Origin of the sequence: Pseudomonas alcaligenes (genome assembly GCF_041729615.1) — a bacterium.
In the GTDB taxonomy this organism is placed as follows: domain Bacteria; phylum Pseudomonadota; class Gammaproteobacteria; order Pseudomonadales; family Pseudomonadaceae; genus Aquipseudomonas; species Aquipseudomonas alcaligenes_B.
The window spans coordinates 787,902-813,051 of the sequence record NZ_CP154874.1 but is presented as its reverse complement, the minus strand read 5'-3'; the positions used below and the strand labels follow the sequence as shown (position 1 = coordinate 813,051).

General features: G+C 64.1%; 22 protein-coding genes and 2 pseudogenes. 11 read left to right on the top strand and 13 right to left on the bottom strand.

Annotation, left to right across the window (positions count from 1 at the left end; all coding sequences use genetic code 11):
* The first annotated feature begins 68 nt into the window (after window positions 1–68).
* Window positions 69–722: a peroxiredoxin gene (locus tag AAG092_RS03900; protein ID WP_110682632.1), complete on the top strand. Its 654-nt coding sequence runs from the start codon at window positions 69–71 to the stop codon at window positions 720–722.
* A gap of 73 nt (window positions 723–795) precedes the next feature.
* Here the strand turns inward: AAG092_RS03900 and AAG092_RS03895 are convergent, their stop codons facing one another.
* The 11 genes from AAG092_RS03895 to nirB all read right to left on the bottom strand — a co-directional run bounded on the left by AAG092_RS03895 (window position 796) and on the right by nirB (window position 9,133).
* On the bottom strand, window positions 796–1,224 hold the full coding sequence (locus AAG092_RS03895) for a VOC family protein (RefSeq protein ID WP_373388625.1): 429 nt from the start codon (window positions 1,222–1,224) through the stop codon (window positions 796–798).
* 22 nt (window positions 1,225–1,246) lie between these two features.
* Window positions 1,247–1,492 carry a hypothetical protein gene (locus tag AAG092_RS03890; RefSeq protein WP_373388624.1) on the bottom strand — a complete coding sequence of 82 codons (246 nt, stop codon included), beginning with the start codon at window positions 1,490–1,492 and terminating at the stop codon, window positions 1,247–1,249.
* 2 nt (window positions 1,493–1,494) lie between these two features.
* Entirely contained in the window at window positions 1,495–1,902 is a 408-nt protein-coding gene (locus AAG092_RS03885; protein ID WP_373388623.1) for an MAPEG family protein, read from the bottom strand.
* Between the two features lie 210 nt (window positions 1,903–2,112).
* A complete protein-coding gene (locus tag AAG092_RS03880) occupies window positions 2,113–2,478 on the bottom strand; it encodes a DUF4087 domain-containing protein (protein ID WP_373388622.1) in 366 nt (121 codons plus the stop codon).
* 82 nt (window positions 2,479–2,560) lie between these two features.
* Window positions 2,561–3,088 carry a hypothetical protein gene (locus tag AAG092_RS03875; RefSeq protein WP_373388621.1) on the bottom strand — a complete coding sequence of 176 codons (528 nt, stop codon included), beginning with the start codon at window positions 3,086–3,088 and terminating at the stop codon, window positions 2,561–2,563.
* A gap of 87 nt (window positions 3,089–3,175) precedes the next feature.
* Entirely contained in the window at window positions 3,176–3,568 is a 393-nt protein-coding gene (locus AAG092_RS03870; protein ID WP_373388620.1) for a hypothetical protein, read from the bottom strand.
* 8 nt (window positions 3,569–3,576) lie between these two features.
* The gene (locus AAG092_RS03865) at window positions 3,577–4,317 is read right to left on the bottom strand and encodes a hypothetical protein (RefSeq protein ID WP_373388619.1); all 741 of its coding nucleotides are present in this window, start codon (window positions 4,315–4,317) and stop codon (window positions 3,577–3,579) included.
* A 199-nt stretch (window positions 4,318–4,516) separates the two neighbouring features.
* Complete coding sequence (locus AAG092_RS03860) at window positions 4,517–5,050, bottom strand: M23 family metallopeptidase (RefSeq protein ID WP_373388618.1); 534 nt, start codon at window positions 5,048–5,050, stop codon at window positions 4,517–4,519.
* 37 nt (window positions 5,051–5,087) lie between these two features.
* Entirely contained in the window at window positions 5,088–6,089 is a 1,002-nt protein-coding gene (locus tag AAG092_RS03855) for an AraC family transcriptional regulator (RefSeq protein WP_373388616.1), read from the bottom strand.
* 135 nt (window positions 6,090–6,224) lie between these two features.
* The gene (gene nirD, locus AAG092_RS03850) at window positions 6,225–6,575 is read right to left on the bottom strand and encodes a nitrite reductase small subunit NirD (protein ID WP_373388615.1); all 351 of its coding nucleotides are present in this window, start codon (window positions 6,573–6,575) and stop codon (window positions 6,225–6,227) included.
* A complete protein-coding gene (gene nirB, locus AAG092_RS03845) occupies window positions 6,575–9,133 on the bottom strand; it encodes a nitrite reductase large subunit NirB (protein WP_373388614.1) in 2,559 nt (852 codons plus the stop codon). Before nirB ends, nirD begins: the two co-directional genes overlap by 1 nt.
* Window positions 9,134–9,764: 631 nt before the next feature.
* Here nirB and AAG092_RS03840 point away from each other — a divergent pair.
* The 5 genes and pseudogenes from AAG092_RS03840 (at window position 9,765) to AAG092_RS03820 (ending at window position 15,595) form a co-directional block, all read left to right on the top strand.
* Window positions 9,765–11,063: a dicarboxylate/amino acid:cation symporter gene (locus tag AAG092_RS03840; RefSeq protein ID WP_373388613.1), complete on the top strand. Its 1,299-nt coding sequence runs from the start codon at window positions 9,765–9,767 to the stop codon at window positions 11,061–11,063.
* A gap of 447 nt (window positions 11,064–11,510) precedes the next feature.
* On the top strand, window positions 11,511–13,238 hold the full coding sequence (aceK, locus tag AAG092_RS03835; RefSeq protein ID WP_373388612.1) for a bifunctional isocitrate dehydrogenase kinase/phosphatase: 1,728 nt from the start codon (window positions 11,511–11,513) through the stop codon (window positions 13,236–13,238).
* Between the two features lie 152 nt (window positions 13,239–13,390).
* A pseudogene (locus tag AAG092_RS03830) lies at window positions 13,391–13,669 on the top strand (PAS domain-containing protein); the annotation flags it as partial.
* Window positions 13,670–13,978: 309 nt separating this feature from the next.
* Window positions 13,979–14,956, top strand: a pseudogene (locus AAG092_RS03825) (methyl-accepting chemotaxis protein); the annotation flags it as partial.
* Between the two features lie 42 nt (window positions 14,957–14,998).
* Window positions 14,999–15,595, top strand: coding sequence for a tRNA-uridine aminocarboxypropyltransferase (locus AAG092_RS03820; RefSeq protein WP_373388611.1), 597 nt, complete (start codon window positions 14,999–15,001; stop codon window positions 15,593–15,595).
* Window positions 15,596–15,667: 72 nt separating this feature from the next.
* Here the strand turns inward: AAG092_RS03820 and AAG092_RS03815 are convergent, their stop codons facing one another.
* Window positions 15,668–17,596: a transglycosylase SLT domain-containing protein gene (locus AAG092_RS03815; protein WP_373388610.1), complete on the bottom strand. Its 1,929-nt coding sequence runs from the start codon at window positions 17,594–17,596 to the stop codon at window positions 15,668–15,670.
* Between the two features lie 157 nt (window positions 17,597–17,753).
* On the opposite strand from AAG092_RS03815, the gene AAG092_RS03810 reads away from it, so the two are divergent.
* The gene (locus tag AAG092_RS03810) at window positions 17,754–19,664 is read left to right on the top strand and encodes an ATP-binding cassette domain-containing protein (protein WP_373388609.1); all 1,911 of its coding nucleotides are present in this window, start codon (window positions 17,754–17,756) and stop codon (window positions 19,662–19,664) included.
* A 75-nt stretch (window positions 19,665–19,739) separates the two neighbouring features.
* Window positions 19,740–20,426 (top strand): hypothetical protein, encoded by a 687-nt coding sequence (locus tag AAG092_RS03805; RefSeq protein WP_373388608.1) that lies wholly within the window; start codon window positions 19,740–19,742, stop codon window positions 20,424–20,426.
* Between the two features lie 28 nt (window positions 20,427–20,454).
* Here the strand turns inward: AAG092_RS03805 and AAG092_RS03800 are convergent, their stop codons facing one another.
* Window positions 20,455–20,898 carry a universal stress protein gene (locus AAG092_RS03800; RefSeq protein WP_373388607.1) on the bottom strand — a complete coding sequence of 148 codons (444 nt, stop codon included), beginning with the start codon at window positions 20,896–20,898 and terminating at the stop codon, window positions 20,455–20,457.
* A gap of 84 nt (window positions 20,899–20,982) precedes the next feature.
* Here AAG092_RS03800 and AAG092_RS03795 point away from each other — a divergent pair, with 84 nt between their 5' ends.
* The 3 genes from AAG092_RS03795 to fadA all read left to right on the top strand — a co-directional run bounded on the left by AAG092_RS03795 (window position 20,983) and on the right by fadA (window position 25,108).
* Window positions 20,983–21,420, top strand: a complete 438-nt coding sequence (locus AAG092_RS03795) for a hypothetical protein (protein WP_373388606.1) — start codon at window positions 20,983–20,985, stop codon at window positions 21,418–21,420.
* Between the two features lie 334 nt (window positions 21,421–21,754).
* The gene (gene fadB, locus AAG092_RS03790) at window positions 21,755–23,902 is read left to right on the top strand and encodes a fatty acid oxidation complex subunit alpha FadB (RefSeq protein ID WP_373388605.1); all 2,148 of its coding nucleotides are present in this window, start codon (window positions 21,755–21,757) and stop codon (window positions 23,900–23,902) included.
* Window positions 23,903–23,932: 30 nt separating this feature from the next.
* Window positions 23,933–25,108, top strand: a complete 1,176-nt coding sequence (fadA, locus tag AAG092_RS03785; protein ID WP_110682611.1) for an acetyl-CoA C-acyltransferase FadA — start codon at window positions 23,933–23,935, stop codon at window positions 25,106–25,108.
* Window positions 25,109–25,150 lie beyond the last annotated feature (42 nt).

Genomic DNA, 25,150 nt, shown 5'->3' with positions numbered 1-25,150 from the left:
ATACTGCCTGGGGCGTGGCCGCCGCAAGGCGGCGCTCCGTCAGCATCCGCACCAGGGAGACCGCCAGCATGACCTTGCGCATCAACGATCCCGTGCCCGACTTTGCCGCCGAAACCGACCAGGGCCCGATCCGTTTCCATGAGTGGATAGGCTCGGGCTGGGCCATCCTGTTCTCCCATCCCAAGGATTTCACCCCGGTCTGCACCACCGAGTTCGGCGTGGTCGCCCAGCTGGCGGAGGAGTGGCGCAAGCGCAACACCAAGGTCATCGGCGTTTCGGTGGATGGCGCCGAGGCCCACCGCCAGTGGAAGGGTGACATCGAGTCCTTCTGTGGCGCCCCGGCGCACTTCCCGATCATCGCCGACGAGGGCCTGGCGGTGTCCAAGGCCTTCGACATGCTGCCGGCCGAGGCCTACCTGCCGGATGGGCGCACCGCCGCGGACACCGCCACGGTGCGTTCTGTGTTCATCATCGGGCCGGACAAGAAGCTCAAGCTGTCCATGACCTACCCGATGTCGGTCGGCCGCAACTTCGCCGAAGTGCTGCGCGCCCTCGACGCCCTGCAGCTGACCTACAACGTGCCGCTGGCCACCCCGGCCAACTGGGCGGTAGGCCAGGACGTGATAGTCGCGCTCGCCCTCAACGACCAGCAGGCCCGCGAGCAGTACGGCGAGATCGACATCAAGCTGCCCTACCTGCGCACTACCAGGGCGCCGCACTAGTGGCGGCGACCCCTCTACCGCTCAGCAGAGAGGGCGTGAGAGCGTAAGGCAGCTTCGTGCGCCACCGGGGCGCTCAGTCGTCCTGGGGGAGCCACTGCGGGTTCCACACCAGCTCCCAGAGATGCCCGTCCGGGTCCTGGAAGTACCCGGCGTAGCCACCCCAGAAGGTGTCCTGTGCGGGTTTGACGATGCGTGCCCCGGCCGCCTGCGCCCGTGCCATCAGGGCATCCACCGCGGCGCGGCTGGCCAGGTTGTGCCCCAGCGAGAAATTCGTCGGGCTGCCGGGGCCGAGCGGCAGCCCGCAGTCCCGGGCCAGGCTCCGGCGCGGCCACAGGGCCAGGCGCAGGCCGGACTGCAGCGCGAAGAAGGCCACCGCGCCATGCTCGAACTCCTGGCCGACGATGCCGTCCGTCAGCAGCCCTAGTCCGTCCCGGTAGAACCGCAGCGAGCGCTCCAGGTCATCAACGCCCAGCGTAATCACGGAAAGGCGAGCCTTCATCATCTGTCCCTCTGGCGTACCACGCTTATCGTGGAGTCCTGCCGCGCCTGGTTCCACCCAGGCCGCGCCAGATCCATCGGGCAAGCCACAGCGGCAAGAGCAGCACTGCCAGCCAGCCCAGCACCAGAACCGCGGGCTCGAGCCAGCCGGGCAAAATACCGGCGTGCGGCCCGGCCAGCACCAGTACGCCGAACAGGGCGAGCGCCGCCACCAGCACCAGGGCCAGGAGATAGCCGAGCAGGGTCGCCAGGATGCGCACTGCCGTGATCATCCCTAGGCCAGCAACAGCGCGACCGCCCAGTACAGGGCAATGCCGAGCTGCACGCCGAACGCCGCGAAGCGCGCGGTGACGGCCGCCGCCGAAAGGGAGGCGAGGTGGATGACGGACTGCACGATACGGGCTGCCAGCAACCCATAGGCGAGCGGGTCGGTGACTACGGCCTGGCCGGCCACCACCGCGAGTAGCAGCAGGCCGCCGAAGACGGGCAGCCCCTCCAGGCAGTTCGCATGGGCCCGGGCGAGCCGCTGCATGAAGGGCGACAGGTTGGAGTTCTCGGGATTGAAGCCGTTGGCGGCGACCTTGCCGCTCAGCACCAGTTGGGAACGGATGGCCTCCATCAGCAGCAGGAGCAGCAGGGTCCAGGTGATGAAGCCGAGCAGCGCGAGCAGTGAGGGTGACATGGGCGACTCCGGGGCGGTGGCTCTCGATGGAGATTAGGCGTTGGCAGAGGCGAAGGTGGGGAGCGCGTGCCGCGACGAGTCGAGGGGTTTATTCCTTGGTTCGATGCTGGAAAACGATATTGCTCTTGCGTCTAACGTTTGGTTAAGGGGCCGGCTTTAGCCGGTCCCGAGTGAGCAAAGCGAACGACTTGAATCATTTGTTAGGGAACTTCAGCGCAGAGGTGTTTTTTTGTTAATTTTCGAGTCCTCTAAGCATTGCTTTAATAGCAGTTGCTCCCCGCCGTAAATTTCTAATATTTCTGAGCGTTTTTTGTTGGTTTTGACGTTAAGACAGACGCATGAGAAGCCGTAATTTCCATTTGTACGGACAAATTCCTTTTGGTCAATTGTTGGGATTTTGTCCATTGAGGCTTCGTCTATAAAACCTCGACCTTGTGTTGATATCGTCCACTCAGAGTCGCTATCAATTAGCCATAGGTTTGCTGGTGTGGGATTTTCTAGCCAGCCACAGCGCTTTTCGGCTGAGATGGCGCAGAGAGGTAATGCGAGGAGTAGGATTGAAGCTGCGCGGTGCAATTTAATGTTTTCCCTGACGTTTGGTTAAGGGGCCGGCTTTAGCCGGTCCCGAGTGAGCGAAGCGAGCGACTTGAACCAGTTGTTAGGCGCTCCGCAGCGTGCGTTGAAACCACTCATACATAACTGCCATAGCCAGCTTTGCATCCTCCTCAAGAATTGAGACGGGGTGTGCCTTGCCTGCTAAGAACCTTGCACCAAATGAATGAGGGTGGTCATGGGCCTTGCGGTGCGTAAAAGGATTACGTAGTTCCCTGAGGTGGTCAGTGCGATCCAACAGATCACTTGGCAGTGGCAGATGATTGCGTGCGGACTTGATCATTAGCTCTAAAGTCCGTCGTTCTTGTGCTGATGCGAAACTTTCAAGCTCTTCGCTAAGGGTTTGTTCTATGAAAGAAGTGGCAAGAAGTAATGCGCCAATGAAATGGCCGGAAATAAAGCAAAGTCTTGCTTCTTCCATCATGTGGAGGACGGTGATCTCACCTGTTATCGCTCCAGTATTTGAAATATGTTGAGCTAGCCACTCAATTCGCTCCGCTCGTGCATTACGAGACAATTCGTCTGCTCGCAAAAGCGCCTCGATTAGATTCTCACGGGCTGCTGGTACTGTCATCGGAGTGCCTAACGTTTGGTTAAGGGGCCGGCTTTAGCCGGTCCCGAGTGAGCGAAGCGAGCGGCTTGAACCGGTAGTTAGAAGGCATCACAGCACATCGTTGATTAAAAATAAGCCTTCAAACTGCTCTTTTTTGTCTTCGGGGCCTTGGTCCAGCAAGCCAATGCGGACTAAGCCATAAACAATTTCACCAATATCCATTGATGAAGATATGCCCCAAGAGCTCAGTGTTTCTTTGGGAGCTTCAAATACTTCCTTGGCGTGAAGGACATAGCAGTGTGCAAAATTGAAGGCGCTTACATGGTAGGTGAGCCCAAGATTAGCAGGCGGCGCGGGAATGTTTTCATGATATTCAGGTGCACACTGGTATGCCTCAAGCGCGAACTCATAAGCCTCGCGGTTGTACTTTGTTTCTCCAAGCGCCTCTAGTTTTTCGGTGATATGGATTTGGTATTCGATTGTGCTGTACCAGTTGTCCATGATGGTTTCTAACGCTTAAATAACCGGCTAAAAAAGCCATCGGCTTTTTTTGTCCGGTTGATTTTTTTGTTAGGTTGCCATTTCTCGGTACCAAATCTGGCATCTTGGAGATATTTTGACCATACATCAACACCAAGCTCTTTTGATAGATTAGTGATTATTTGCTGTGCTCTATTCTCTACTTCGTTTGCTTTATTAAAAAATACCTCAAACGGGACAGATACGTTTGCATATTCTTCATCGCAGTCAGGATCGGATTGTCTTATATGAACATTCTCTCCAATGCGAACGGCCTCTATTTGCCATCCCTGATCCATATCTATATATGGCTCTTCAGGGTTGCCCTTTAACCATGAAAAAAGCTGCTGCATTTCAGATAGGCTGTCATACCATGGAAAGGAAACATGTACATCCTCTTCCGTATTCCAGAGCCAAAGTCGCAACCAAAAATACTGCCTTATCTCGTTGAATGGCTTGTTTCGACCTACCGATTTCTCAATGAGATTTTTGTAGTAAGAGGCGAGTTCATTCGTGTGTCCAATGGCTTCACTTGTTCTTGCCATCATTGGAACAACGCGTTCAAAGGGAGGTAGTTTGACAGTCTCACGATATTTCTCGTCTTGGAATTGCTCATGGCTATTTGGATCGCCAATATAAAAGTTATCGTGCAACTGAAAGCACACTTCAAGATCAAGGCAATCAATGTTCTTTGATTGTTTTACCCAATCTAATTCTTGCTCGATATTCATTGGTAACCTAACTATAAGTAGACGACACAAATGGCGTAATTTTTTCCGCCACTTGTGTCGCATAACATTCCTTGCCCTTGGCTAAGCCCCTGTTTTCCCTTGTGGCTGCTACGGCAAACACGACGGCTTTGCCGATTGGAAAAAGACAGGCTGCGGGGCAGGGCCGATATCTGTTTCATCTGCGACGCTACTGGCTCGCCTAGCGGCTGTCCATCGGGGGGGCGCCCAGTATCGCGCTCGGGTCCAGGTAGAAGATTTTCTTCCAGCCCTGGCTGCTGTCGTCCCAGCGCCAGGGATAGGGCAACAGGGTGACGACCGAGTAGTGCAGATGGGGTGGCTTGCCTTGGGCGTTGCCGGTGCTGCCGACTGTGCCGAGTAGGCTGCCGGGTCGCACCGGTTGGCCGGGCAGGGCGCTGTAGCTGTCGAGGTGGGCGAAGTAGTGCAGGCGCCACTTCGGGCCGAGCATCAGCATGACCTTGCCGCCCATCTGGATTTCGCCGCGAAACAGCACCAGGCCGTAGCTGGGGGCGACGAGCGGAGTGCCGGTGGCGGCGAAGATGTCGATGCCCTTGTGCGTGCCGGAGCGGCCCCAGGGCTCGAACCAGAAGCTCTGTGGGTGCCAGTCGCGGGCGCTGGCACCCTGCACGGGGATTTTTGGCCATTCCGGGGCCAGCAGCCAGGCCAGCGCGAGGCCGAGCAGCAGGTGACGTTTGCGGAGTTTCTTCAGGTTCATGGAGGCGCGTCCTTGCGGCGGGTGTTGGGGCGTGCGGCTAGCCGTCCTGGTGGGCGCGGTAGGCGCCGGGGGTGAGCCCGGTCCATTTCTTGAAGGCGCGGTGGAAGGCCGAGGGCTCGGAGAAACCGAGCTGTTCGGCGAGGGCGTTGATCGACAGTTCGTCGCGGCCCAGGTGGTAGATGGCCAGGTCGCGGCGCAGGTGGTCCTTGAGCTCCTGGAAGCTGCTGCCTTCCTCGCGCAGGTGGCGGCGCAGGGTCTGCGGGCTGATGTGCAGCTGCGCGGCGACGCTTTCCAGGTCCGGCCAGTGCGCGCAGTCGCGGCCGAGCAGGCGGCGGATGCGGCTGGTCAGGCTGTCGCCGCCGTCGGGGCGGGCCAGCAGGTCGGCCGGCGAGTGTTCGAGGAACTGCTTGAGGGTGCGCTCGTCCTGCAGCAGCGGCATGCCCAGGTAGCGGGTGTGGAACAGCAGGCTGGTGCTGCCCGCCTCGAAACGCCGTGGGCAGGGGAACAGCAGGTCGTACTCGCCGCTGTGGGCCGGCTCGGGGTAGGCGAAGCTGGCTTCTTCGAGGCGGATGCGCTGGCCGATCAGCCAGCTGCCGAGGCGGTGCCAGATCACCAGCAGGCTCTCGGTGAGGAAGTGGTCCGGGTCCCACAGGGCCGAGCTGTCCAAGGTCAGGCGCACCCGTTCGCCCTCGCGCTGCAGGGCCACGCGCGGCGCCTCGGGGAACAGGCCGTAGAACAGCATGCCGCGTACCAGGGCCTTTTCCAGGCTGTGGCAGTGGATGATGGCGTGGCACATCATGGCGAAGGTGCCGCGCTTGCTGGGGATGGCGCCGAAGCCCATGTACTCGTCGTCGAGCAGCGCCCACAGGCCCTGGATCAGTTGCGAAAATTGTTGCGGGTCGAGGCGCGCGCGCGGCTCGTCGAGCAGTGCCGGCTGGATGCCGACCTCGCGCAGCAGGCCGCCACAGTCGCGGCCCTGGCGCTCGGCGCCGCGCAGGGCGGCACGGATGAAGTGGCTGGCGATGGTGCGTTCGCGCATGGGCGGGCTCGTCGAGGGCGTCGGCGGATGTTAGGCGTTCGCCTTCGACGAGAACAAGACCACCCCTGTGGCGGCGTGATGGTTTGTCGGGGGCAGTCATCTACTGCGCCCCGTTACCCTGTGCAGCAAAGGCCGTTAGCGGAAGATTTCCACCTGCTCGCCGTTGAGCCGCGCCGGCCAAACCGGCAGCTGCTGGTCCGGGTACTCCAGGCAGCTGCCGTCGCGCAGGCGGTAGTGCTGCTTGTACAGCGGCGAGGCGATCACCAGCTCACCCTGCAGGTGACCGAGGATGCCGCGGCCGATCACGTTGGCGCCGGACTTGGGGTCGCAGTTGCCGATGGCGAACACCTGCTGCTCGGTTTGCGGCAGGTAGAACAGGGCCACCTGCTGGCCATCCAGCAGGGCGACCACGCCGGAGCCCGCCACCAGGTCGGCGGCGCTGCACAGCGGTTGCCAGCTGGCTTCGAGGTTGAGTGCGGTGTTCATCAGACGGCCTCCTCGGTCACGGGGATCAGTTGCAGTTCGTCTTCGCGCGCCGGGCGGCGCTGGCCGCGTTCGCGGACGAAGTGGATGTCCGGATCGCCGCCGTGCTCGTTGACGAAGGTGCGGAAGCGCTTGAGCTTCTCCTCGTCCTTGAGCGCGTTGGCCCATTCGCATTCGTAGCGGTCGACCACCAGCTGCATCTGCGCCTCCAACTCGGCGGCCAGGCCCAGGCTGTCGTCGATGACCACGGCCTTGAGGTAGTCCAGGCCGCCTTCCAGCGACTCGCGCCACACCGAGGTGCGCTGCAGCTTGTCGGCGGTGCGGATGTAGAACATCAGCAGGCGGTCGATGTAGCGGATCAGGGTGGCGTCATCCAGGTCGGTGGCGAACAGCTCGGCGTGGCGCGGGCGCATGCCGCCGTTGCCGCATACGTAGAGGTTCCAGCCGTTCTCGGTGGCGATCACGCCGATGTCCTTGCTCTGCGCCTCGGCGCACTCGCGGGTGCAGCCAGAGACGGCGAACTTGAGCTTGTGCGGCGAGCGCAGGCCCTTGTAGCGGTGCTCGATGTCCAGGGCCATCTTCACGCTGTCCTGCACGCCGTAGCGGCACCAGGTGCTGCCGACGCAGCTCTTCACCGTGCGGGTGGACTTGCCGTAGGCGTGGCCGGTCTCGAAGCCGGCGGCGATCAGTTCGCCCCAGATGTCCGGCAGCTCGTGCAGCTGAGCACCGAACAGGTCGATGCGCTGACCGCCGGTGATCTTGGTGTAGAGGTCGTACTTCTTCGCCACCGCACCGATGGCGATCAGCCCGTCCGGGGTGATCTCGCCGCCGGGGATGCGCGGCACCACCGAGTAGGTGCCGTTCTTCTGCATGTTGGCCATGAAGGTGTCGTTGGTGTCCTGCAGCGGCACCAGCGACGGGTTCATGATCGGCTGGTTCCAGCAGGAGGCGAGGATCGAGCCCACCGCCGGCTTGCAGATGTCGCAGCCGACGTGGCCCTTGCCGTGCTTGGCCAGCAGTTCCTCGAAGCTCTCGATGCCTTCGACGCGGACGAAGTGGTAGAGCTCCTGGCGGGTGTAGGCGAAGTGTTCGCACAGGCTCTTGTCGACTTCCACGCCGCGGGCGGTCAGCTCGTGCTCGACAACCTGCTTGAGCAGCGCCGCGCAGCCGCCGCAGCCGGTGGCCGCCTTTGTGCAGGCCTTGATCCCGGCGATGTCGCTGCAGCCGCCGTCGATGGCCGCGCAGATCGCGCCCTTGCTGACGTTGTGGCAGGAGCAGATGGTGGCGCTGTCCGGCAGGGCGTCGGCGCCCAGCGCCGGGGCGCCTTCGCCGGCGGGCATGATCAGGCTGGCCGGATCTTCCGGCAGCTGGATGCCGTTCTGCGCGTACTGCAGCAGGGTGTCGTAGTAGCTGTTGTCGCCGACCAGCACGGCGCCGAGTACCTGCTTGCCATCGGCGGACACGACCAGACGGCGGTAGCTGGCCGTGGCCTCGTCGATGTAGCGGTAGCTCTTGGCACCGGGCATGGCGCCGTGGGCATCGCCGATGGAGCCGACGTCCACGCCGAGCAGCTTGAGCTTGGTCGACATGTCCGCGCCGAGGAAGGGCTGGCCCTCCTGGCCGCACAGCTGCGCCGCCACTAGGCGCGCCATCTGGTAGCCGGGGGCGACCAGGCCGAAGATGCTGCCGTTCCACGCCGCGCATTCGCCGATGGCGAAGATGTGCTCGTCGCTGGTCAGGCACTGGTCGTTGATGGCGATGCCGCCACGCGGGCCCAGCTCCAGGCCGCAGGCGCGGGCCAGGGCGTCCTGCGGGCGGATGCCGGCGGAGAACACGATCAGGTCGGTTTCCAGGAAGTCATCGCCGGCGAAGTTCATCCGGTAGCGGTACTCGCTGCCGGCGCTGATGCTCTGGGTGGCCTTGGACAGGTGCACGCCGACGCCCAGGTCCTCGATGCGCTGCTTCAGCGCCGCGCCGCCGAAGTCGTCCAGCTGCACCGGCATCAGGCGCGGGGCGAATTCCACCACATGGGCTTCCAGGCCCAGGGACTTCAGCGCATTGGCCGCTTCCAGGCCGAGCAGGCCGCCGCCGACCACCACGCCGCGGCGCTTGCCCTTGGCCGCGGCACGGATGCCGTCGAGGTCGTCCAGGGTGCGGTAGACCAGGCGCGAGTCGCCCTCGGCGCCTTCGATCGGCGGCACGAAGGGGTAGGAGCCGGTGGCCAGCACCAGCTTGTCGTAGCCGAAGCGGCCCTGGGCGGTGACCACCTCGCGCCGGGCGCGGTCGATCTCCAGCACTTGGCTGCTCAGGTGCAGGGTCAGGCCTTCCGCTTCATAGAGGGAGGCGGCGCTCATGGCCAGGGACTCGGCATCGCGGCCGCCGAAGTACTCGGACAGATGCACGCGGTCGTAGGCGCGCTGCGCCTCCTCGCCGAACACCTCGATACGGTAGTGCGCCAGGGCGCCGCCCGCGAGCAGTTGCTCGACGCAGTGGTGGCCGACCATGCCGTTGCCGACGACGATCAGTCGTTGCTTGTCAGTGGAGGCGTCTGTGCTGTTCATAGCGTTTCCCGGCCAAAGCTCATCAGGTTTTTCCGCGGCAAATAAAAAGGCGCCTGAAACCTTGCGGTCTCAGGCGCCTTTGCCTGTTCTGTGCGGTGCCTACGTGGGCACCCTGACGTCCATCGCGCGATCGCCATTGATCGACTGGACGGCCCGGATGTAGCGGGCTCGCTGGGGCTTATGCACTGCCTGTGCCAGATGCCTTTATTGTTCTCAAGTATCTGATATTAGTGGATTTATTCTGGTTGTTCGGGTGGCCGATGCGAGGCGGGCAAGACCCAAAACGATGCGCGAAAAGGGTGCGCTGCCCTATTGTGAATCGCTCGCCTGGCAGGACGGGCAGGGGCAATGCGGTCTCGGCGCTCTGTTCCATGACGCTCGGCGAAGGGCCGCCGCCGGCCTGGCGGATTTCCGCCAAAAAAGCCCGGGCGAGTGCGCTTGTGATTAATCAAGTAATTGATAATAAAGGATTTATTGTTCTTTAGCGGTATGGCACAGCGCTTGCGATAGGTGCGTCAGCCCCCAGGTCGGGGCGCTTACAAGAAATCCCTCCCGTGCAGGAGGGCTAGCACTTTGAGTAGCCGAGCGATCACCCCACCAGGGTGGCCGAGGCGGCGAGCGAGGAACTGCCATGACCCGCAAACCCTTCTACAAGAGCCTGTATGTCCAGGTCCTGGTGGCCATCGCCATCGGTATCCTGCTCGGCCACTTCTATCCGGAAACCGGGGTGGCGCTGAAGCCGCTCGGCGACGGCTTCGTCAAGCTGATCAAGATGGCCATTGCGCCGATCATCTTCTGCACCGTGGTCAGCGGCATCGCCGGCATGCAGGACATGAAGGCGGTGGGCAAGACCGGCGGCTACGCGCTGCTGTACTTCGAGATCGTTTCCACCCTGGCCCTGGTCATCGGCCTGGTGGTGGTCAACCTGGCCGAGCCGGGCGTGGGCATGCACGTCGATCCGAGCACCCTGGACGCCAGCAGCATCGCCGCCTACGCCAAGGCCGGCGAGGCGCAGAGCACCGTGGCCTTCCTGCTCAACGTGATCCCGTCCACCGTGGTCGGCGCCTTCGCCAACGGCGACATCCTGCAGGTGCTGTTCTTCTCGGTGATCTTCGCCTTCGCCCTGCAGCGCATGGGCGACTACGGCAAGCCGGTGCTGGAGTTCATCGACCGCATCGCCCAGGTGATGTTCGGCATCATCAACATGATCATGAAGGTCGCCCCGATCGGTGCCTTCGGCGCCATGGCCTTCACCATCGGCCAGTACGGCGTCGGTTCGCTGGTGCAACTGGGCCAGCTGATGCTGTGCTTCTACATCACCTGCGCCTTCTTCATCCTTGTGGTGCTGGGTGGCATCGCCCGTGCCCACGGCTTCAGCATCCTCAAGTTCATCAAGTACATCCGCGAGGAACTGCTGATCGTGCTGGGCACCTCGTCCTCCGAGTCGGCCCTGCCGCGCATGCTGACCAAGATGGAGAAGCTGGGGGCGAACAAGTCGGTGGTCGGCCTGGTGATCCCCACCGGCTACTCCTTCAACCTCGACGGCACCTCGATCTACCTGACCATGGCTGCCGTGTTCATCGCCCAGGCCACCGACACGCCGATGGACATCACCCACCAGCTGACCCTGCTGGCGGTGCTGCTGATCGCCTCCAAGGGCGCCGCGGGAGTGACCGGTTCCGGCTTTATCGTGCTGGCCGCCACGCTCTCGGCTGTGGGCCATCTGCCGGTGGCCGGCCTGGCGCTGATCCTCGGCATCGACCGCTTCATGTCCGAGGCCCGCGCCCTGACCAACCTGATCGGTAACGGCGTGGCCACCCTGGTGGTCGCCAAGTGGTGCAAGCAGCTCGACGAGAGCACCCTGCAGCGCGAACTGGCCGAGGGCGGCAAGCCGCTGGTCGAGGCCGTCGCTGCCCGCGAAACCGCCTGATGCCCTTTCTCGGTCGCCCCTGACAGCGGGGCGGCACTCTCCTGGCCCGTCCTCGCGGCGGGCTTTCTTTGTGCGAGACAAAGCATGACGGCCCTCACAGCCCTGAGCGATGATTGCGGCGCCGCCTCGCGCCTTCGGGCATAACTGTCGGCCTGTGCAACGACTCTGGAATGGATGCCATGTCGACCGCCCCGCACCCGACCCCGTCCGGGGTTGCGCGCCTCGCACCGACCTCCTGCCTCTATTGTTGAACCGCCCCGGCGCTGGCCGGCGCGGCATTCTGCGTTTCTGCTCGACCCGAGAGCCTTTCAGGCGATGACCACCCCGGCATCGCCTGTTTTTTTGCCGTTCGCAAACTGACCGGGAAGACTCATCCCCGTGGCGGCTTTTCCTCGGCCGCGGCACTGGCTAAGCTCGGCCTTCCGCACATGCAGCAGAGGCTTACCCATGTCGCAGCAACGGCCGGCCGCCGATATCGCCCGAATGATCCTCGATGGCTTCGACGACTATCGCGCGCACTTCCGCGAGATCACCAACGGTGCCCGCGCCCGTTTCGAGCAGGCCCAGTGGCAGGAGGCCCAGCGCGCCTCGGCGGCGCGCATCAACCTGTACGAGGAGAAGGTGGCTGAGGTCAGCGAGCGCCTGCGCCAGGCCTTCAGCGATGAGCTGCTGCTGGACATCGACCTGTGGCCGCTGGCCAAGAGTGCCTACATCGGCCTGATCGACCTGCGCAACGACGACGAGCTGGCCGAGACCTGGTACAACTCGATCTTCTGCGGCCTGTTCAGCCATGACCAGATCAGCGACGGTTGCATGTTCATCCACACCACCCGGCCCTCGCTGCGCCCCCACGAGCGCACGCCGCAGACCCGCAGCTACCATCCGCGTGGCGACCTCAACCAGGCGCTGCGGCAGATCTTCACCGACTACAGCTACAGCGTGCCCTTCGAGGACCTCGACCGCGACCTGGCCAGGCTGGAGCAGCAGCTGCGCGCCAACCTGCCGGACTGGGTGTGCAAGGACCAGGAGCTGACCATCGAGCTGTTCTCCTCGACCCTGTACCGCAACAAGGGCGCCTACCTGGTCGGGCGCATCTTCACCCCCGACGAACAGTGGCCGCTGGTGTTCCCGCTGCTGCACCGCGAAGGGCAGGGCGTGCAGATCGACACCCTGATCACCGACGAGGCGGAAGTGTCGATCATCTTCTCCTTCACCCGTTCCTACTTCATGGTGCGGGTGGAGATCCCGGCGGAGTTCATCGGCTTCCTCAAGCGCATCCTGCCGGGCAAGCACATCGCCGAGCTGTACACCTCGATCGGCTTCTACAAGCACGGCAAATCGGAGTTCTACCGTGCGCTGATCAACCACCTGGCGGGCACCGACGACAAGTTCATCATGGCCCCCGGCGTGCGCGGCATGGTGATGAGCGTGTTCACCCTGCCGGGCTTCAATACCGTGTTCAAGATCATCAAGGACCGCTTCTCGCCGTCGAAGAACGTCGACCGCAACACGGTGATCGAGAAGTACCGCCTGGTCAAAAGCGTCGACCGGGTCGGGCGCATGGCCGACACCCAGGAGTTCTCCGACTTCCGCTTCCCGCTGGCCAAGTTCGACCCCGAGTGCCTGGCCGAGCTGCTGGAGGTGGCGCCGTCCACCGTGCAGATCGAGAACGGCGATACCGTGCTGATCCGCCACTGCTGGACCGAACGGCGCATGACCCCGCTGAACATCTACCTGGAGCACGCCAACGAGGCCCAGGTGCGCGAGGCGCTGGAGGACTACGGCCTGGCCATCAAGCAGCTGGCGGCGGCCAACATCTTCCCCGGCGACATGCTGCTGAAGAACTTCGGCGTCACCCGTCACGGCCGCGTGGTGTTCTACGACTACGACGAGATTAGTTACCTGACCGAGGTGAACTTCCGGCGCATCCCGCCGCCGCGTTACCCGGAGGACGAGATGTCCGGCGAGCCCTGGTACTCGGTGGGGCCGAACGACGTGTTCCCCGAGGAGTTCCCGCGCTTCCTGTTCGCCGATCTCGGCCAGCGCCGCCTGTTCAACCAGCTGCACGGCGATCTCTACACCGCCGAATACTGGCAGGGGCTGCAGGAGGCGATCCGTGCCGGCAAGGTGATCGACGTGTTCCCCTACCGGCGCAAGGCGGACCTGATCGTCTGAGCCGTCCGCGGCTATAGCCATACCGTTTGTCGGGAGATTGTCGGGGCAGTGGTGGCCTTATGCCGGTTTGGTACGGATGTGCTAGACCTGAGATGTGTAAGACCTGGAAGTAATAACCACCACCCCCATATTTCCCCAAGGACGGTCTGCCTATGCGCCAGAACCTGCCCGTGACCCAGCGCGAGCGCACCTTCACCGATGCCGAGCGCCTGATTTCCACCACCGACCTCAACAGCAAGATCACCTACGTCAACGACGCCTTCGTCGCCATCAGCGGCTTTTCCCGTGAGGAACTGGTCGGCCAGCCGCACAACATCGTGCGTCACCCGGACATGCCGCCGGGGGTGTTCGGGCACATGTGGGACACCATCAAGCAGGGCAAACCCTGGATGGGCATCGTCAAGAACCGCTGCAAGAACGGTGACCACTACTGGGTCAGCGCCTATGTCACGCCCATCTATGAAAACGGCAAGCTGGCCGGCTACGAGTCGGTGCGCTCGGTGCCCAGCGAGGCGCAGAAGCGCCGTGCCGAGGCCCTATACGCCCGCCTGCGCGCCGGCAAGCCGCCGGTGCCGATGATCGAATACTGGACCTACGACCTGCTGCGCTCCTGGCCGCTGATTCTGGCCGGGCTGGTCATAGTGGCTAGCCATTCGCTGCTGAGTGGTCCCTGGCTGTTGGCCTTCATCGTCGCGGTGATGTTCGCCCTCGGCTCCTACCAGCTGTACAGCAAGCGCCAGCTGATCCGGCGCACTCTGGCCGAGCATCCCAAGGCCTTTACCAGCGCCCTGGTGGCCCTGACCTACAGTGACAACCGCGGTGCCCAGGCCCTGCTGGACATGGCCATGATCAGCGAGGAGGCGCGCCTGCAGACCGCCCTCACGCGCCTGGAGGACGCCGGCGAGAACGTGCGCCGGCGCGCGGCGCAGTCCGCCGAGCTGTCGCGCTCCGGCGCCGACCTGCTGGAGCAGCAGCGCAGCGAGACGGACCAGTCGGCCACGGCGATCAACCAGATGGCGGCGACCATCCAGGAGGTGGCGCACAACGTGCAGAACACCTCGCATGCGGCCGAGGAGGCCGACCGTCTGGCCCTGCAGGGGCGCGACCTGGCGGGCGGCAGCCTGCAGGCCATGCGGCAGATGGCCGATGCGGTGCACGAGATCGGCCAGGCGGTCAACGAGCTGGCCGCCTCGACCCAGTCCATCGGCAGCGTCGCCGACGTGATCACCTCCATCGCCGAGCAGACCAACCTGCTGGCGCTCAATGCCGCCATCGAGGCGGCACGCGCCGGCGAGCAGGGCCGCGGCTTCGCCGTGGTGGCCGACGAGGTGCGTGCGTTGGCCGGGCGTACCCGCGAGTCCACCGAGCAGATTCACCAGATCATCTCTTCCCTGCGCAATGGCGCGGACAAGGCGGTGAACACCGCCAGCCGCGGCGAGGAAATCTCCCGCGACAGCGTGCGCAGCGTCGAGGCGGTGCGTGAGGCGCTGGACGGCATCAGTCAGGCGGTGAGCCGCATCACCGGCATGAGCCAGCAGATGGCCGCCGCTTCCGAGCAGCAGGCGCATGTCGCCGAGGACATCAGCCGGCAGATCACCCGCATCGCCCAGCTCTCCGACCACAGCGCCGGCCAGGCCCAGCAGGGAGTCGGCATCAGCCAGGAGCTGGAGCAGATGGCCGAGTACCTGCATAGCCTGGCGGAGCGCTTCAACCGCTGATCCGGGCGCTATGGCACACTGCGCGCCCGGAGGAATGCCGCCATGTCCCGAGCGCGCTGCGAGCGCTGTGCCCGCCCGCTGAAACACTGCCTGTGCCACCTGATTCCGCGTCTGCCGAGCCGTACCCGGGTGCTGATCCTGCAGCACCCGGACGAGGTCGGCCACGCGCTGAACACGGCCCGCCTGGCGGCGCTGGGCCTGGAAAACGCAGAACTGCAGGTGGGTGAAGTGTTCGCCGATCTGCACTTCGATCCCGCCTACCGCGCCTGCCTGCTGTTTCCCGGTGAGACGGCGCAGGTACTGCCGCTGGCGCCGTCAGCGGCCGATGCGCGTCCGCTGCTGCTGGTGGTGCCCGATGGCACCTGGCGCAAGGCGCGCAAGCTGCTGCACCTCAATCCGCAGCTGGCGCAGTTGCCGCGTGTCTGCCTGCCGTCCGGGCTGAGTTCGCGCTACCGCCTGCGCAAGGCGCCGGCGGAGGGCGCGCTGGCGACCATCGAGGCGATAGTCGCGGCGCTCGAGTTGCAGGAGGCGCCGGCCTGTTTCGCCGAGCTGCTGCGCCCGTTCGAGGCGCTGATCGAGGGGCAGATCGCGGCGATGGGCGAGGACACCTACAGGCGCAACCACCTGCGCCAGCCCTGACTGGCCAAAGCCGCGGACGCCTGCTGCGAACTCACCAAACAGAACGGGCGCCCTTGGGCGCCCGCTGTGTCGTCACTGATCGTCGAAGAAGCGTTCGTGCCAGTCCACCAGCTTCTGCGGCGCGCCGAGTTTGTCGCCGTAGATCACCGAGTAGGACAGCACGTTCTGCACGTACTGGCGGGTCTCGTCGAAGGGGATGTTCTCCACCCAGACATCGAAGGACAGGTGGTCGGCGCCGCGCAGCCATTGGCGCACGCGGCCGGGGCCGGCGTTGTAGGCAGCCGAGGCGAGCACCCGGTTGCCGTTGAACTGGCCATGTACCTGGCTCAGGTAGGCGGCGCCGAGCTGGATGTTCTTCTCCGGTATCAGCGCCTGCTGCGGGTTGCCCAGCGGAATGCCGAACTTGCGCGCGGTCTCCTTGGCGGTGGCCGGCATCAGCTGCATCAGGCCCATGGCGCCGACCGGCGAGCGGGCGTCGGCCATGAAGGCGCTCTCCTGGCGGGTGATGGCGAATACCCAGCTGGAGTGCAGGCCGCGCAGCCTGGCCTGCTGGGTCAGGCTGTTCTTGTGCGCCATCGGGAAGCGGATGTCCAGGTCGTCCCAGTACTGCGCCTGGCTGATGGTGCGGATCGCCGGGAAGTACCAGCCCTTGTCGTAGGCCAGGCGGGCCTGGGCCACCAGTTCCTCGCGGCTGAACAGGCGGCTGACGTGGTACCACTCGCGGCGGCCGTCGACGATCTGGCCGCGGTCGTGGAATTCCAGGGCGCGGCGGATGCCGGCGGTGTTGCGCACCCTCTGCATCAGCTGCGGGTCGATGGCCATCGGCTTGTGGTTGAGGCTGTAGGGCACCTCGATGCGATCGGCGGCGAGGAAACCGTAGAAGTCGCGTTCCTTGGCCAACGGCTGGTACAGGGCGATGGCCTGCTGGCCCTGTGGTTGCGCCAGTTGCAGGCTGCGCGCCTGCCAGTAGCGCCAGCGGCTGGTGCCGGCCAGGTCCGCCGGCAGGCGGCTGGTCAGCTGGTAGGCCTCGTCCCAGCGGCCGTGGCGCAGCAGCAGGCGGGCGCGCCATTCGGACACCGTGTTGTCGCGCAGCTCGGGGTCGTACTGGGCCATGACCTGCAGAGCGCGGATATCGAAGCGCTTGGCCAGGGTCAGGCCGATTTCGCGGGCGATGGCGACCTTCTCCTCGGCGGAGAAGGGCAGTTTGGCGGCATAGACCTGCAGCAGGTTGAGGGCCTTCTCCGGATCCTGGCGTGCCAGGCGGCGCAGGCCGAGGCCGGCGGCGTCGGCCATGTGGCGGTCGGCCGGGGCGAAGCGCGCGGTCTGGCTCATCATCTGCGGCTTCTGCGCCGCCTCGAGCATCAGCTGGCCCTGCTTGCCCAGGCTCGGCAGGCCCTTCACCAGATAGCTGGCCAGGCCGTAGTTGCGCGCCTCGGCGGCCAGCTTGGCGCGCTGCCAGCGGCGCTCCTCGGTGAGCTGGCCATCGGCGCGCCAGGTGTTGAACAGGGTGTCACAGGCTTCGGGCTGGGATTTGCCGACCAGCCACAGCTTCTCCGCCGCGGCGCGCGCCTCGGCCTGCAGCCCCTGCTTGTAAAGGTACTGGCCGTGCAGGCAGTCCAGTTCGGTGAAGTTGAGCCTGGGGTCGTAGTGGTTGGCGAAGGTCTGCCATTCGCCGCGCTCGGCCAGCCAGCGCAGCCAGCGCAGCTTCATCCAGCCGGCCTGGGGCAGGTCGCCGTGCTCGGTGAGGAAGGCCTCGATCTCGTCGTTGCTGGCCCATTTCAGACGTGCGGTCAGCTCCTCGTAGGCCAGGTAGGGCTCCAGTGGATAGTCGCGCAGGGCGCTGGCGTAGCGCAGGTAGGGGCCCTTGTCGCCCTTGGCCAGGGCACGCTTGGCTTCGTCGTACATCTGCCGTTGCTGGGCCAGGCTGGCGGCCTGGGCGCTGGACAGGGCGAAGGTGCAGGAGAGCAGGGCGGAAAGCAGGCAGAACAGAGGGCGGCGCATGACACATCCGGGCAGAAGAAACGAAGACGAGCGCAAGGCTCTCGATAGGGCTAGCTTAGCCTTTTGCGCAAGGCGCGAGAATGCTTGGCGCTTTGCCGCAGCCTGTGCGCCCTGCAACTCGGTTAGAATGCGCGCCCCGTCTCACTAGGTACCCCCCATGACCCTGCTCAAGTTCTCCGACGTTTCCCTGGCCTACGGCGCCATGCCGCTGCTGGACGGGGTCTCCTGGCAGATCGCGCGGGGCGAGCGGGTGTGCATCATCGGGCGCAACGGCACCGGCAAGTCGAGCATGCTGCGCCTGGTCAAGGGCGACCAGATGCCCGACGACGGCGAGATCTGGCGCGCTCCGGCGCTGAAGATCGGCGAGCTGCCACAGGAGCTGCCGCGCGCCGACGAACGCACGGTGTACGACGTGGTCGCCGAGGGCCTGGCCGATGTCGGCCGGCTGCTCGCCGAATACCACCACCTGAGCCTGCACATCCAGGGTGACGATGACCTGAGCAAGCTGACCCGGGTTCAGCAGGAGCTGGAGGCGAAGGATGGCTGGCGCCTGCAGCAACTGGTGGAGAGCACCCTCAGCCGCCTGCAGCTGCCGGCGGACAAGACCCTGGCTGAGCTCTCCGGCGGCTGGCGCCGGCGCGTGCTGCTGGCCCAGGCGCTGGTGGCCGAACCGGACCTGCTGCTGCTCGACGAGCCGACCAACCACCTCGACATCGGCGCTATCGCCTGGCTGGAAGAGGCGCTGCTGGGCTTCGGCGGCGCCGTGCTGTTCATCACCCACGACCGTTCCTTCCTGCAGAACCTGGCCACGCGCATCCTCGAACTGGATCGCGGCCATCTGATCGACTGGAACGGCGACTACGCCAGTTTCCTGGTGCACAAGGAGCAGCAGCTGGCGGCTGAGGAGAGCGCCAATGCGCTGTTCGACAAGCGCCTGGCCCAGGAAGAGGTGTGGATTCGCCAGGGCATCAAGGCCCGCCGCACCCGCAACGAGGGCCGCGTGCGTGCGCTCAAGGCCATGCGCCAGGAGCGCAGCGAGCGGCGCGAGCGCCAGGGCAAGGCGAGCATCCAGCTGGAGGCCGCGGAGAAGTCCGGCAAGCAGGTGATAGTGGCGGAAAATGTCAGTTTTGCGCATCCAGGGGGAGCGGCGCTGATCCGCGACTTTTCCCTGGTGCTGCAGCGCGGCGATCGCATCGGCCTGCTCGGCGCCAATGGCACCGGCAAAACCACCCTATTGAAACTATTGCTTGGCGATCTGCAGCCTACTAGTGGCACGATAGTGGCAGGGACCAAGCTGGAAGTGGCGTATTTCGATCAGTTGCGCCATCAGTTGGACCTGGAAAAGACGGTGATCGACAACCTCGCAGAAGGTCGCGACTTCATCGCCATCGATGGTCAGAGCCGTCATGTACTGAGCTACCTCGGCGATTTCCTGTTCAGCCCGCAGCGTGCGCGCACGCCGGTCAAGGCGCTGTCCGGGGGGGAGAGGGCGCGCCTGCTGCTGGCCAAGCTGTTCAGCAAGCCGGCCAACATGCTGGTGCTGGACGAGCCGACCAACGACCTGGATGTGGAAACCCTCGAGCTGCTCGAGGAGGTGCTGCTGAATTTCCCCGGTACCGTGCTGATGGTCAGCCACGACCGGGCCTTCCTCGACAACGTGGTGACCAGCACCCTGGTCTTCGAAGGCGAGGGCAGGGTGCGCGAGTACGTCGGCGGCTACCAGGACTGGTTGCGCCAGGGCGGCTCGCCCAAGCTGTTGGGAGTCGGCGAAACCAAGCCGGCCAAGACCGAAGCCAGCGCGCCGGCAGAAGCGGCGCCGGCGCAGGAAAGTGCAGCGGCCCCGGCCGCGAAGAAGAAGCTCAGCTACAAGCTGCAGCGTGAGCTGGATGCCATTCCCGGGCAGATCGACGCCCTGGAGGCCCAGCTGGCGGAAGTGCAGGCACAGATCGCCGACCCGGCGTTCTACCAGCAGGCCCCGGCCATCACCGGAGTCGCCCTGGAGCGCCTGCAACGCCTACAAGAAGAACTGGACCAACTGCTGGAGCGTTGGGCCGAACTGGAAGCCTGAGAGGCCCGCTGCTGATACGTCGCCCGTGGGTGACGGAGCCACGGCGGGACCGCATTAAGCCTGTCGGAGACATGCATGGCGATTGAGTACCGCATCACTCTGGATGACAACCATCAGTTCAGCTACAGGATCGAGCTGGACCGTCAGTACGACCCCCGGAGTGCGGAAGAAACCCCCAAGTGGACGCGCCTGGAACACAACCAGTGCAGCAACTGCCCACTGAAGAGAGACGAGTTCAGCCGTTGCCCGGCGGCGGTCGACCTGCACCGGGTGATCGAGGATTTCCATGGTCTGCCGGCCTTCAAGAAGGCCCAGGTGTGGGTGCGCACCCCTGAGCGCGAGTACAGCAAGCAGGTCGGCCTGGAAGAAGGGCTGCGTTCTCTGCTCGGCGTGATCATGGCCACCAGCGCCTGCCCGGTGCTGGGCAAGCTCAAGCCGATGGCGCAGAACCACCTGCCGTTCGCCAGCAGCCAGGAGTTCATCCTGCGCACCATCTCCCTGTACCTGACCCGGCAGTACTTCAACTTCCGCGAAGGGCGTCGCCCTGACTGGGAACTGAAGGGGCTGGTCAAGCAGTTCCAGCAGCTGCAGCTGGTCAACCAGGCCTTCTGGCAGCGCATTCACGATGTCTGCGAGGGCGATTCCAACCTCAAGGCCTTCCTCACCTTCTTCTCCATGTCGTCGAGCATGACGGTGTCCATGGAGACGCAGCTGCAGAAGATCCGCCCGCTGGTGATGAGCGCCGGCGAAGTCCAGGAATAACGGACCAGGCCCGTTGCCGGGCCTTTCCTCACTCCTTGGGTTTTTTCAGGCGTACCGCCAGCACGTCGCAGGGGGCGCCGTGCAGCACGTCGTTGGCGGTGGAGCCGAGCAGCAGGGCCAGGCCGTGGCGACCGTGGCTGCCGACCACGATCAGGTCGCAGCCCTGTTCCTCGGCCAGTCGATGGATTTCCTGGCGCGGCTGGCCGTAGGCCAGGTGGCGCTGTTCCGCGCCCAGCTGCGGGTAGCGCCCGGCGAAGGTGTCGAGCCGCTCGCGGGCCTGGTCGAACTGTTGCTGCTGCAGCATCGACAGGTCCATCGGCACGTCGCCGCCGAAGGCCATGGCCATCGGCTCCACGATGTGCACGAGCGAGGTCTTGGCGCCGCTGCTGGCGGCAATGGCCAGCGCGCGCTCGGCAACCGGGTGGCATTCATCGGTCAGGTCGACGGCGATCAGGATGTGCTGGTAGGGCATCTGAGTCTCCTCCACTCCAATGGTCGTACTTGCAGTATGGCGTTGCTCCCTTCATAACACAGGCTTTTCCATAAAGTGACCCAAATGACCTGGTGGATAGTGCTTCTGATGGTCGCCGTCGCCCTCAGCCCGCTGGTCTGGTTGCGGCCCTCGCGCCGGCAGAGCGGACAGATGGCGCAGCGCCTGGCGGCGCGCCGAATGGGGCTGGGCATGCAGCTCAGCCAGCAGGAGTGGCCGCACTGGCTGAGCGGTTCGGCACCGGACAACTGCGCGCAGTATTACCGGGGGCGGCGTGCCGGGCGCAGCGATAGCTGGAGCTACTGGCAGACTGCACCCGGGCAGTGGTGCAACCAGTGGCGCGAGCCTTGCGTCGACGCCGTGCTGCTGGCGCATCTGCAGACCCTGCCGGCCGATGTCTACAAGGTCGAGGCTGGGCCGCAGATGGTGGCGTTGTACTGGGGGGAGCGAGGTGGCGAAGCGGAGCTGCAGAGGATTGCCGAGCTGCTCGCCGCCCTGGCCTGAGTGATAGTGCAGAGGCTCTAGCGCGGGGTTTGCATGGGTTTTTCGTGGCTTTTCGAGTGAATCCGGTCACTCTGTGACGTTGCGCTCATTTGGGGCGCCCGTGACGGGCAATTGACAATTGCCGGGTTTTCACTGAATGTACGCCCACCCAAATCAAACGGGCGTATGAATCGAGCGTTTCGCCTCTCAAGGCAGCGCCTTTACAGCCCGATTATCGCGTCGGCGGGTGTGTCGGATCGATTGGGGCTATGCTCGACGGCTCTATGCCTAGAGCGGCCCCGGCCGGTTGGCTCCGATGTGTACAGTCCAGCTTCCATACCGTGGAGATCAGTTGATGATTTACGAAGGTAAAGCCATCACGGTTAAGGCTCTTGAGGGCGGCATCGTCGAATTGAATTTCGACCTCAAGGGTGAGTCCGTTAACAAGTTCAACCGTCTCACCCTGACCGAGCTGCGTCAGTCCGTGGATGCCATCAAGGCCGACGGTTCGATCAAGGGCGTAATCGTCACCAGCGGCAAAGACGTGTTCATCGTCGGCGCCGACATCACCGAATTCGTCGACAACTTCAAGCTGCCCGACGAAGAGCTGGTTGCCGGCAACCTCGAAGCCAACAAGATCTTCAGCGATTTCGAAGACCTGGCCGTTCCGACCGTCATCGCCATCAACGGCATCGCCCTGGGCGGCGGTTTCGAGATGTGCCTGGCCGGCGACTACCGCGTTGCCGCCGAGAGCGCCAAGATCGGCCTGCCGGAAGTCAAGCTGGGCATCTACCCGGGCTTCGGCGGCACCGTGCGCCTGCCGCGCGTGATCGGTACCGACAACGCCATCGAGTGGATTGCTTCCGGTAAGGAAAACAAGGCTGCCGACGCCCTGAAAGTGGGTGCCGTCGACGCCGTGGTTGCCGCCGACAAGCTCAAGGACGCCGCTCTGGACCTGGTCAAGCGCGCCATCTCCGGCGAGCTGGACTACAAGGCCAAGCGTCAGCCCAAGCTGGAAAAGATCAAGCTCAACGCCATCGAGCAGATGATGGCCTTCGAAACCGCCAAGGGTTTCGTCGCTGGCCAGGCCGGCCCGAACTACCCGGCTCCGGTCGAAGCCATCAAGACCATCCAGAAAGCCGCCAACTTCGGTCGCGACAAGGCCCTGGAAGTCGAGGCCGCTGGCTTCGTCAAGCTGGCCAAGACCTCCGTTGCCGAGAGCCTGATCGGTCTGTTCCTGAATGACCAGGAACTGAAGAAGAAGGCCAAGCAGCATGACGAGATCGCTCGCGACGTGAAACTGGCTGCCGTACTCGGCGCCGGCATCATGGGTGGCGGCATCGCCTACCAGTCGGCCTCCAAGGGCACCCCGATCCTGATGAAGGATATCCGCGAAGAGGGTATCCAGATGGGTCTGAACGAGGCCTCCAAGCTGCTCGGCAAGCGCGTCGAGAAGGGCCGCATGGCTCCGGCCAAGATGGCCGAGGCACTGAACGCCATTCGCCCGACCATGTCCTACGGTGACTTCGGCAACGTCGACATCGTGGTCGAGGCCGTGGTCGAGAACCCGAAGGTCAAGCAGATCGTGCTGGCCGAGGTGGAAGGCGTGGTGAAGGAAGATGCCATCCTGGCCTCCAACACCTCCACCATCTCGATCAACCTGCTGGCCAAGGCCCTCAAGCGTCCGGAAAACTTCGTCGGCATGCACTTCTTCAACCCGGTGCACATGATGCCGCTGGTTGAGGTCATTCGTGGCGAGAAGTCCAGCGACGTGGCCGTTGCCACCACCGTGGCCTACGCCAAGAAGATGGGCAAGAACCCGATCGTGGTCAACGACTGCCCCGGCTTCCTGGTCAACCGCGTGCTGTTCCCGTACTTCGGTGGCTTCTCCAAGCTGCTGGGCTTCGGCGTCGACTTCGTGCGCATCGACAAGGTCATGGAGAAGTTCGGCTGGCCCATGGGCCCGGCCTACCTGTCCGACGTGGTCGGCATCGACACCGGCCACCACGGCCGTGACGTGATGGCCGAAGGCTTCCCGGACCGCATGGGCGTTGAAGGCAAGACCGCCGTCGACGTGATGTACGAAGCCAACCGCCTGGGCCAGAAGAACGGCAAGGGCTTCTACGCCTACGAGACCGACAAGCGCGGCAAGCCGAAGAAAGTCTCCGACCCGGCCGCCTACGAGCTGCTGAAGTCGATCGTCGTCGAGCAGCGCGAGCTGAGCGATGAGGACATCATCAACTTCATGATGATCCCGCTGTGCCTGGAAACCGTTCGTTGCCTGGAAGACGGCATCGTCGAGACCGCAGCTGAGGCCGACATGGGCCTGATCTACGGTATCGGCTTCCCTCCCTTCCGCGGTGGTGCTCTGCGTTACATCGATTCCATCGGTGTGGCCGAGTTCGTCGCCCTGGCCGACAAGTACGCCGAGCTGGGCGCCCTGTACCACCCGACCGCCAAGCTTCGTGAAATGGCCGCCAAGGGCCAGAAGTTCTTCGGTTAATCGCGCAGCGAACAGAGCGAGAGTAGAAATATGAGCCTGAATCCGAGAGACGCAGTCATTGTCGACTTCGGTCGTACCCCGATGGGTCGTTCCAAGGGCGGCATGCACCGCAACACCCGTGCCGAGACCATGTCGGCACACCTGATCAGCGGCGTCCTGGCGCGTAACACCAAGCTGGACCCGGCTGAAGTCGAAGACGTGATCTGGGGTTGCGTCAACCAGACCCTGGAGCAGGGCTGGAACATCGCGCGCATGGCGTCGCTGATGACCCAGATCCCGCACACCAGCGCCGGCCAGACCGTCAGCCGTCTGTGCGGTTCCTCCATGAGCGCCCTGCACACCGCCGTGCAGGCCATCCAGACCGGCAACGGCGACGTGTTCGTCGTCGGCGGTGTGGAGCACATGGGCCACGTCGGCATGATGCACGGCGTCGATCCGAACCCGCACCTGTCCCTGTATGCCGCCAAGGCTTCGGGCATGATGGGTCTGACCGCCGAGATGCTGGGCAAGATGCACGGCATCAGCCGCGAGCAGCAGGATGCCTTCGGTGAGCGTTCTCACCGTCTGGCGCACAAGGCCACCGTCGAAGGCAAGTTCAAGGATGAAATCATCCCGATGCAGGGCTACGACGAGAACGGCTTCCTCAAGGTGTTCGACTTCGACGAAACCATTCGTCCGGAGACCACCCTGGAAAGCCTGGCGGCCCTGAAGCCGGCGTTCAACCCGAAAGGCGGCACCGTGACTGCGGGTACTTCCTCGCAGATCACCGACGGCGCTTCCTGCATGATCGTCATGAGCGCCCAGCGCGCCAAGGACCTGGGCATCCAGCCGATGGCCGTGGTTCGCGCCATGGCCGTGGCCGGTGTCGATCCGGCGATCATGGGCTACGGTCCGGTTCCGTCCACTCAGAAGGCACTCAAGCGTGCCGGCCTGACCATGGACGACATCGACCACGTCGAACTGAACGAAGCCTTCGCTGCCCAGGCTCTGCCGGTGCTGAAGGACCTGAAACTCCTCGACAAGATGGAGCAGAAGGTCAACCTGCACGGCGGCGCCATCGCTCTGGGCCACCCGTTCGGCTGCTCCGGTGCGCGTATCTCCGGCACCCTGCTGAACGTGATGAAGCAGAACGGCGGTACTCTGGGCGTATCCACCATGTGCGTGGGTCTCGGCCAGGGCATCACCACCATCTTCGAACGCGTCTAAGCGTTAGTCGATGCGAAGACCGGGGCCTTGTGCCCCGGTTTT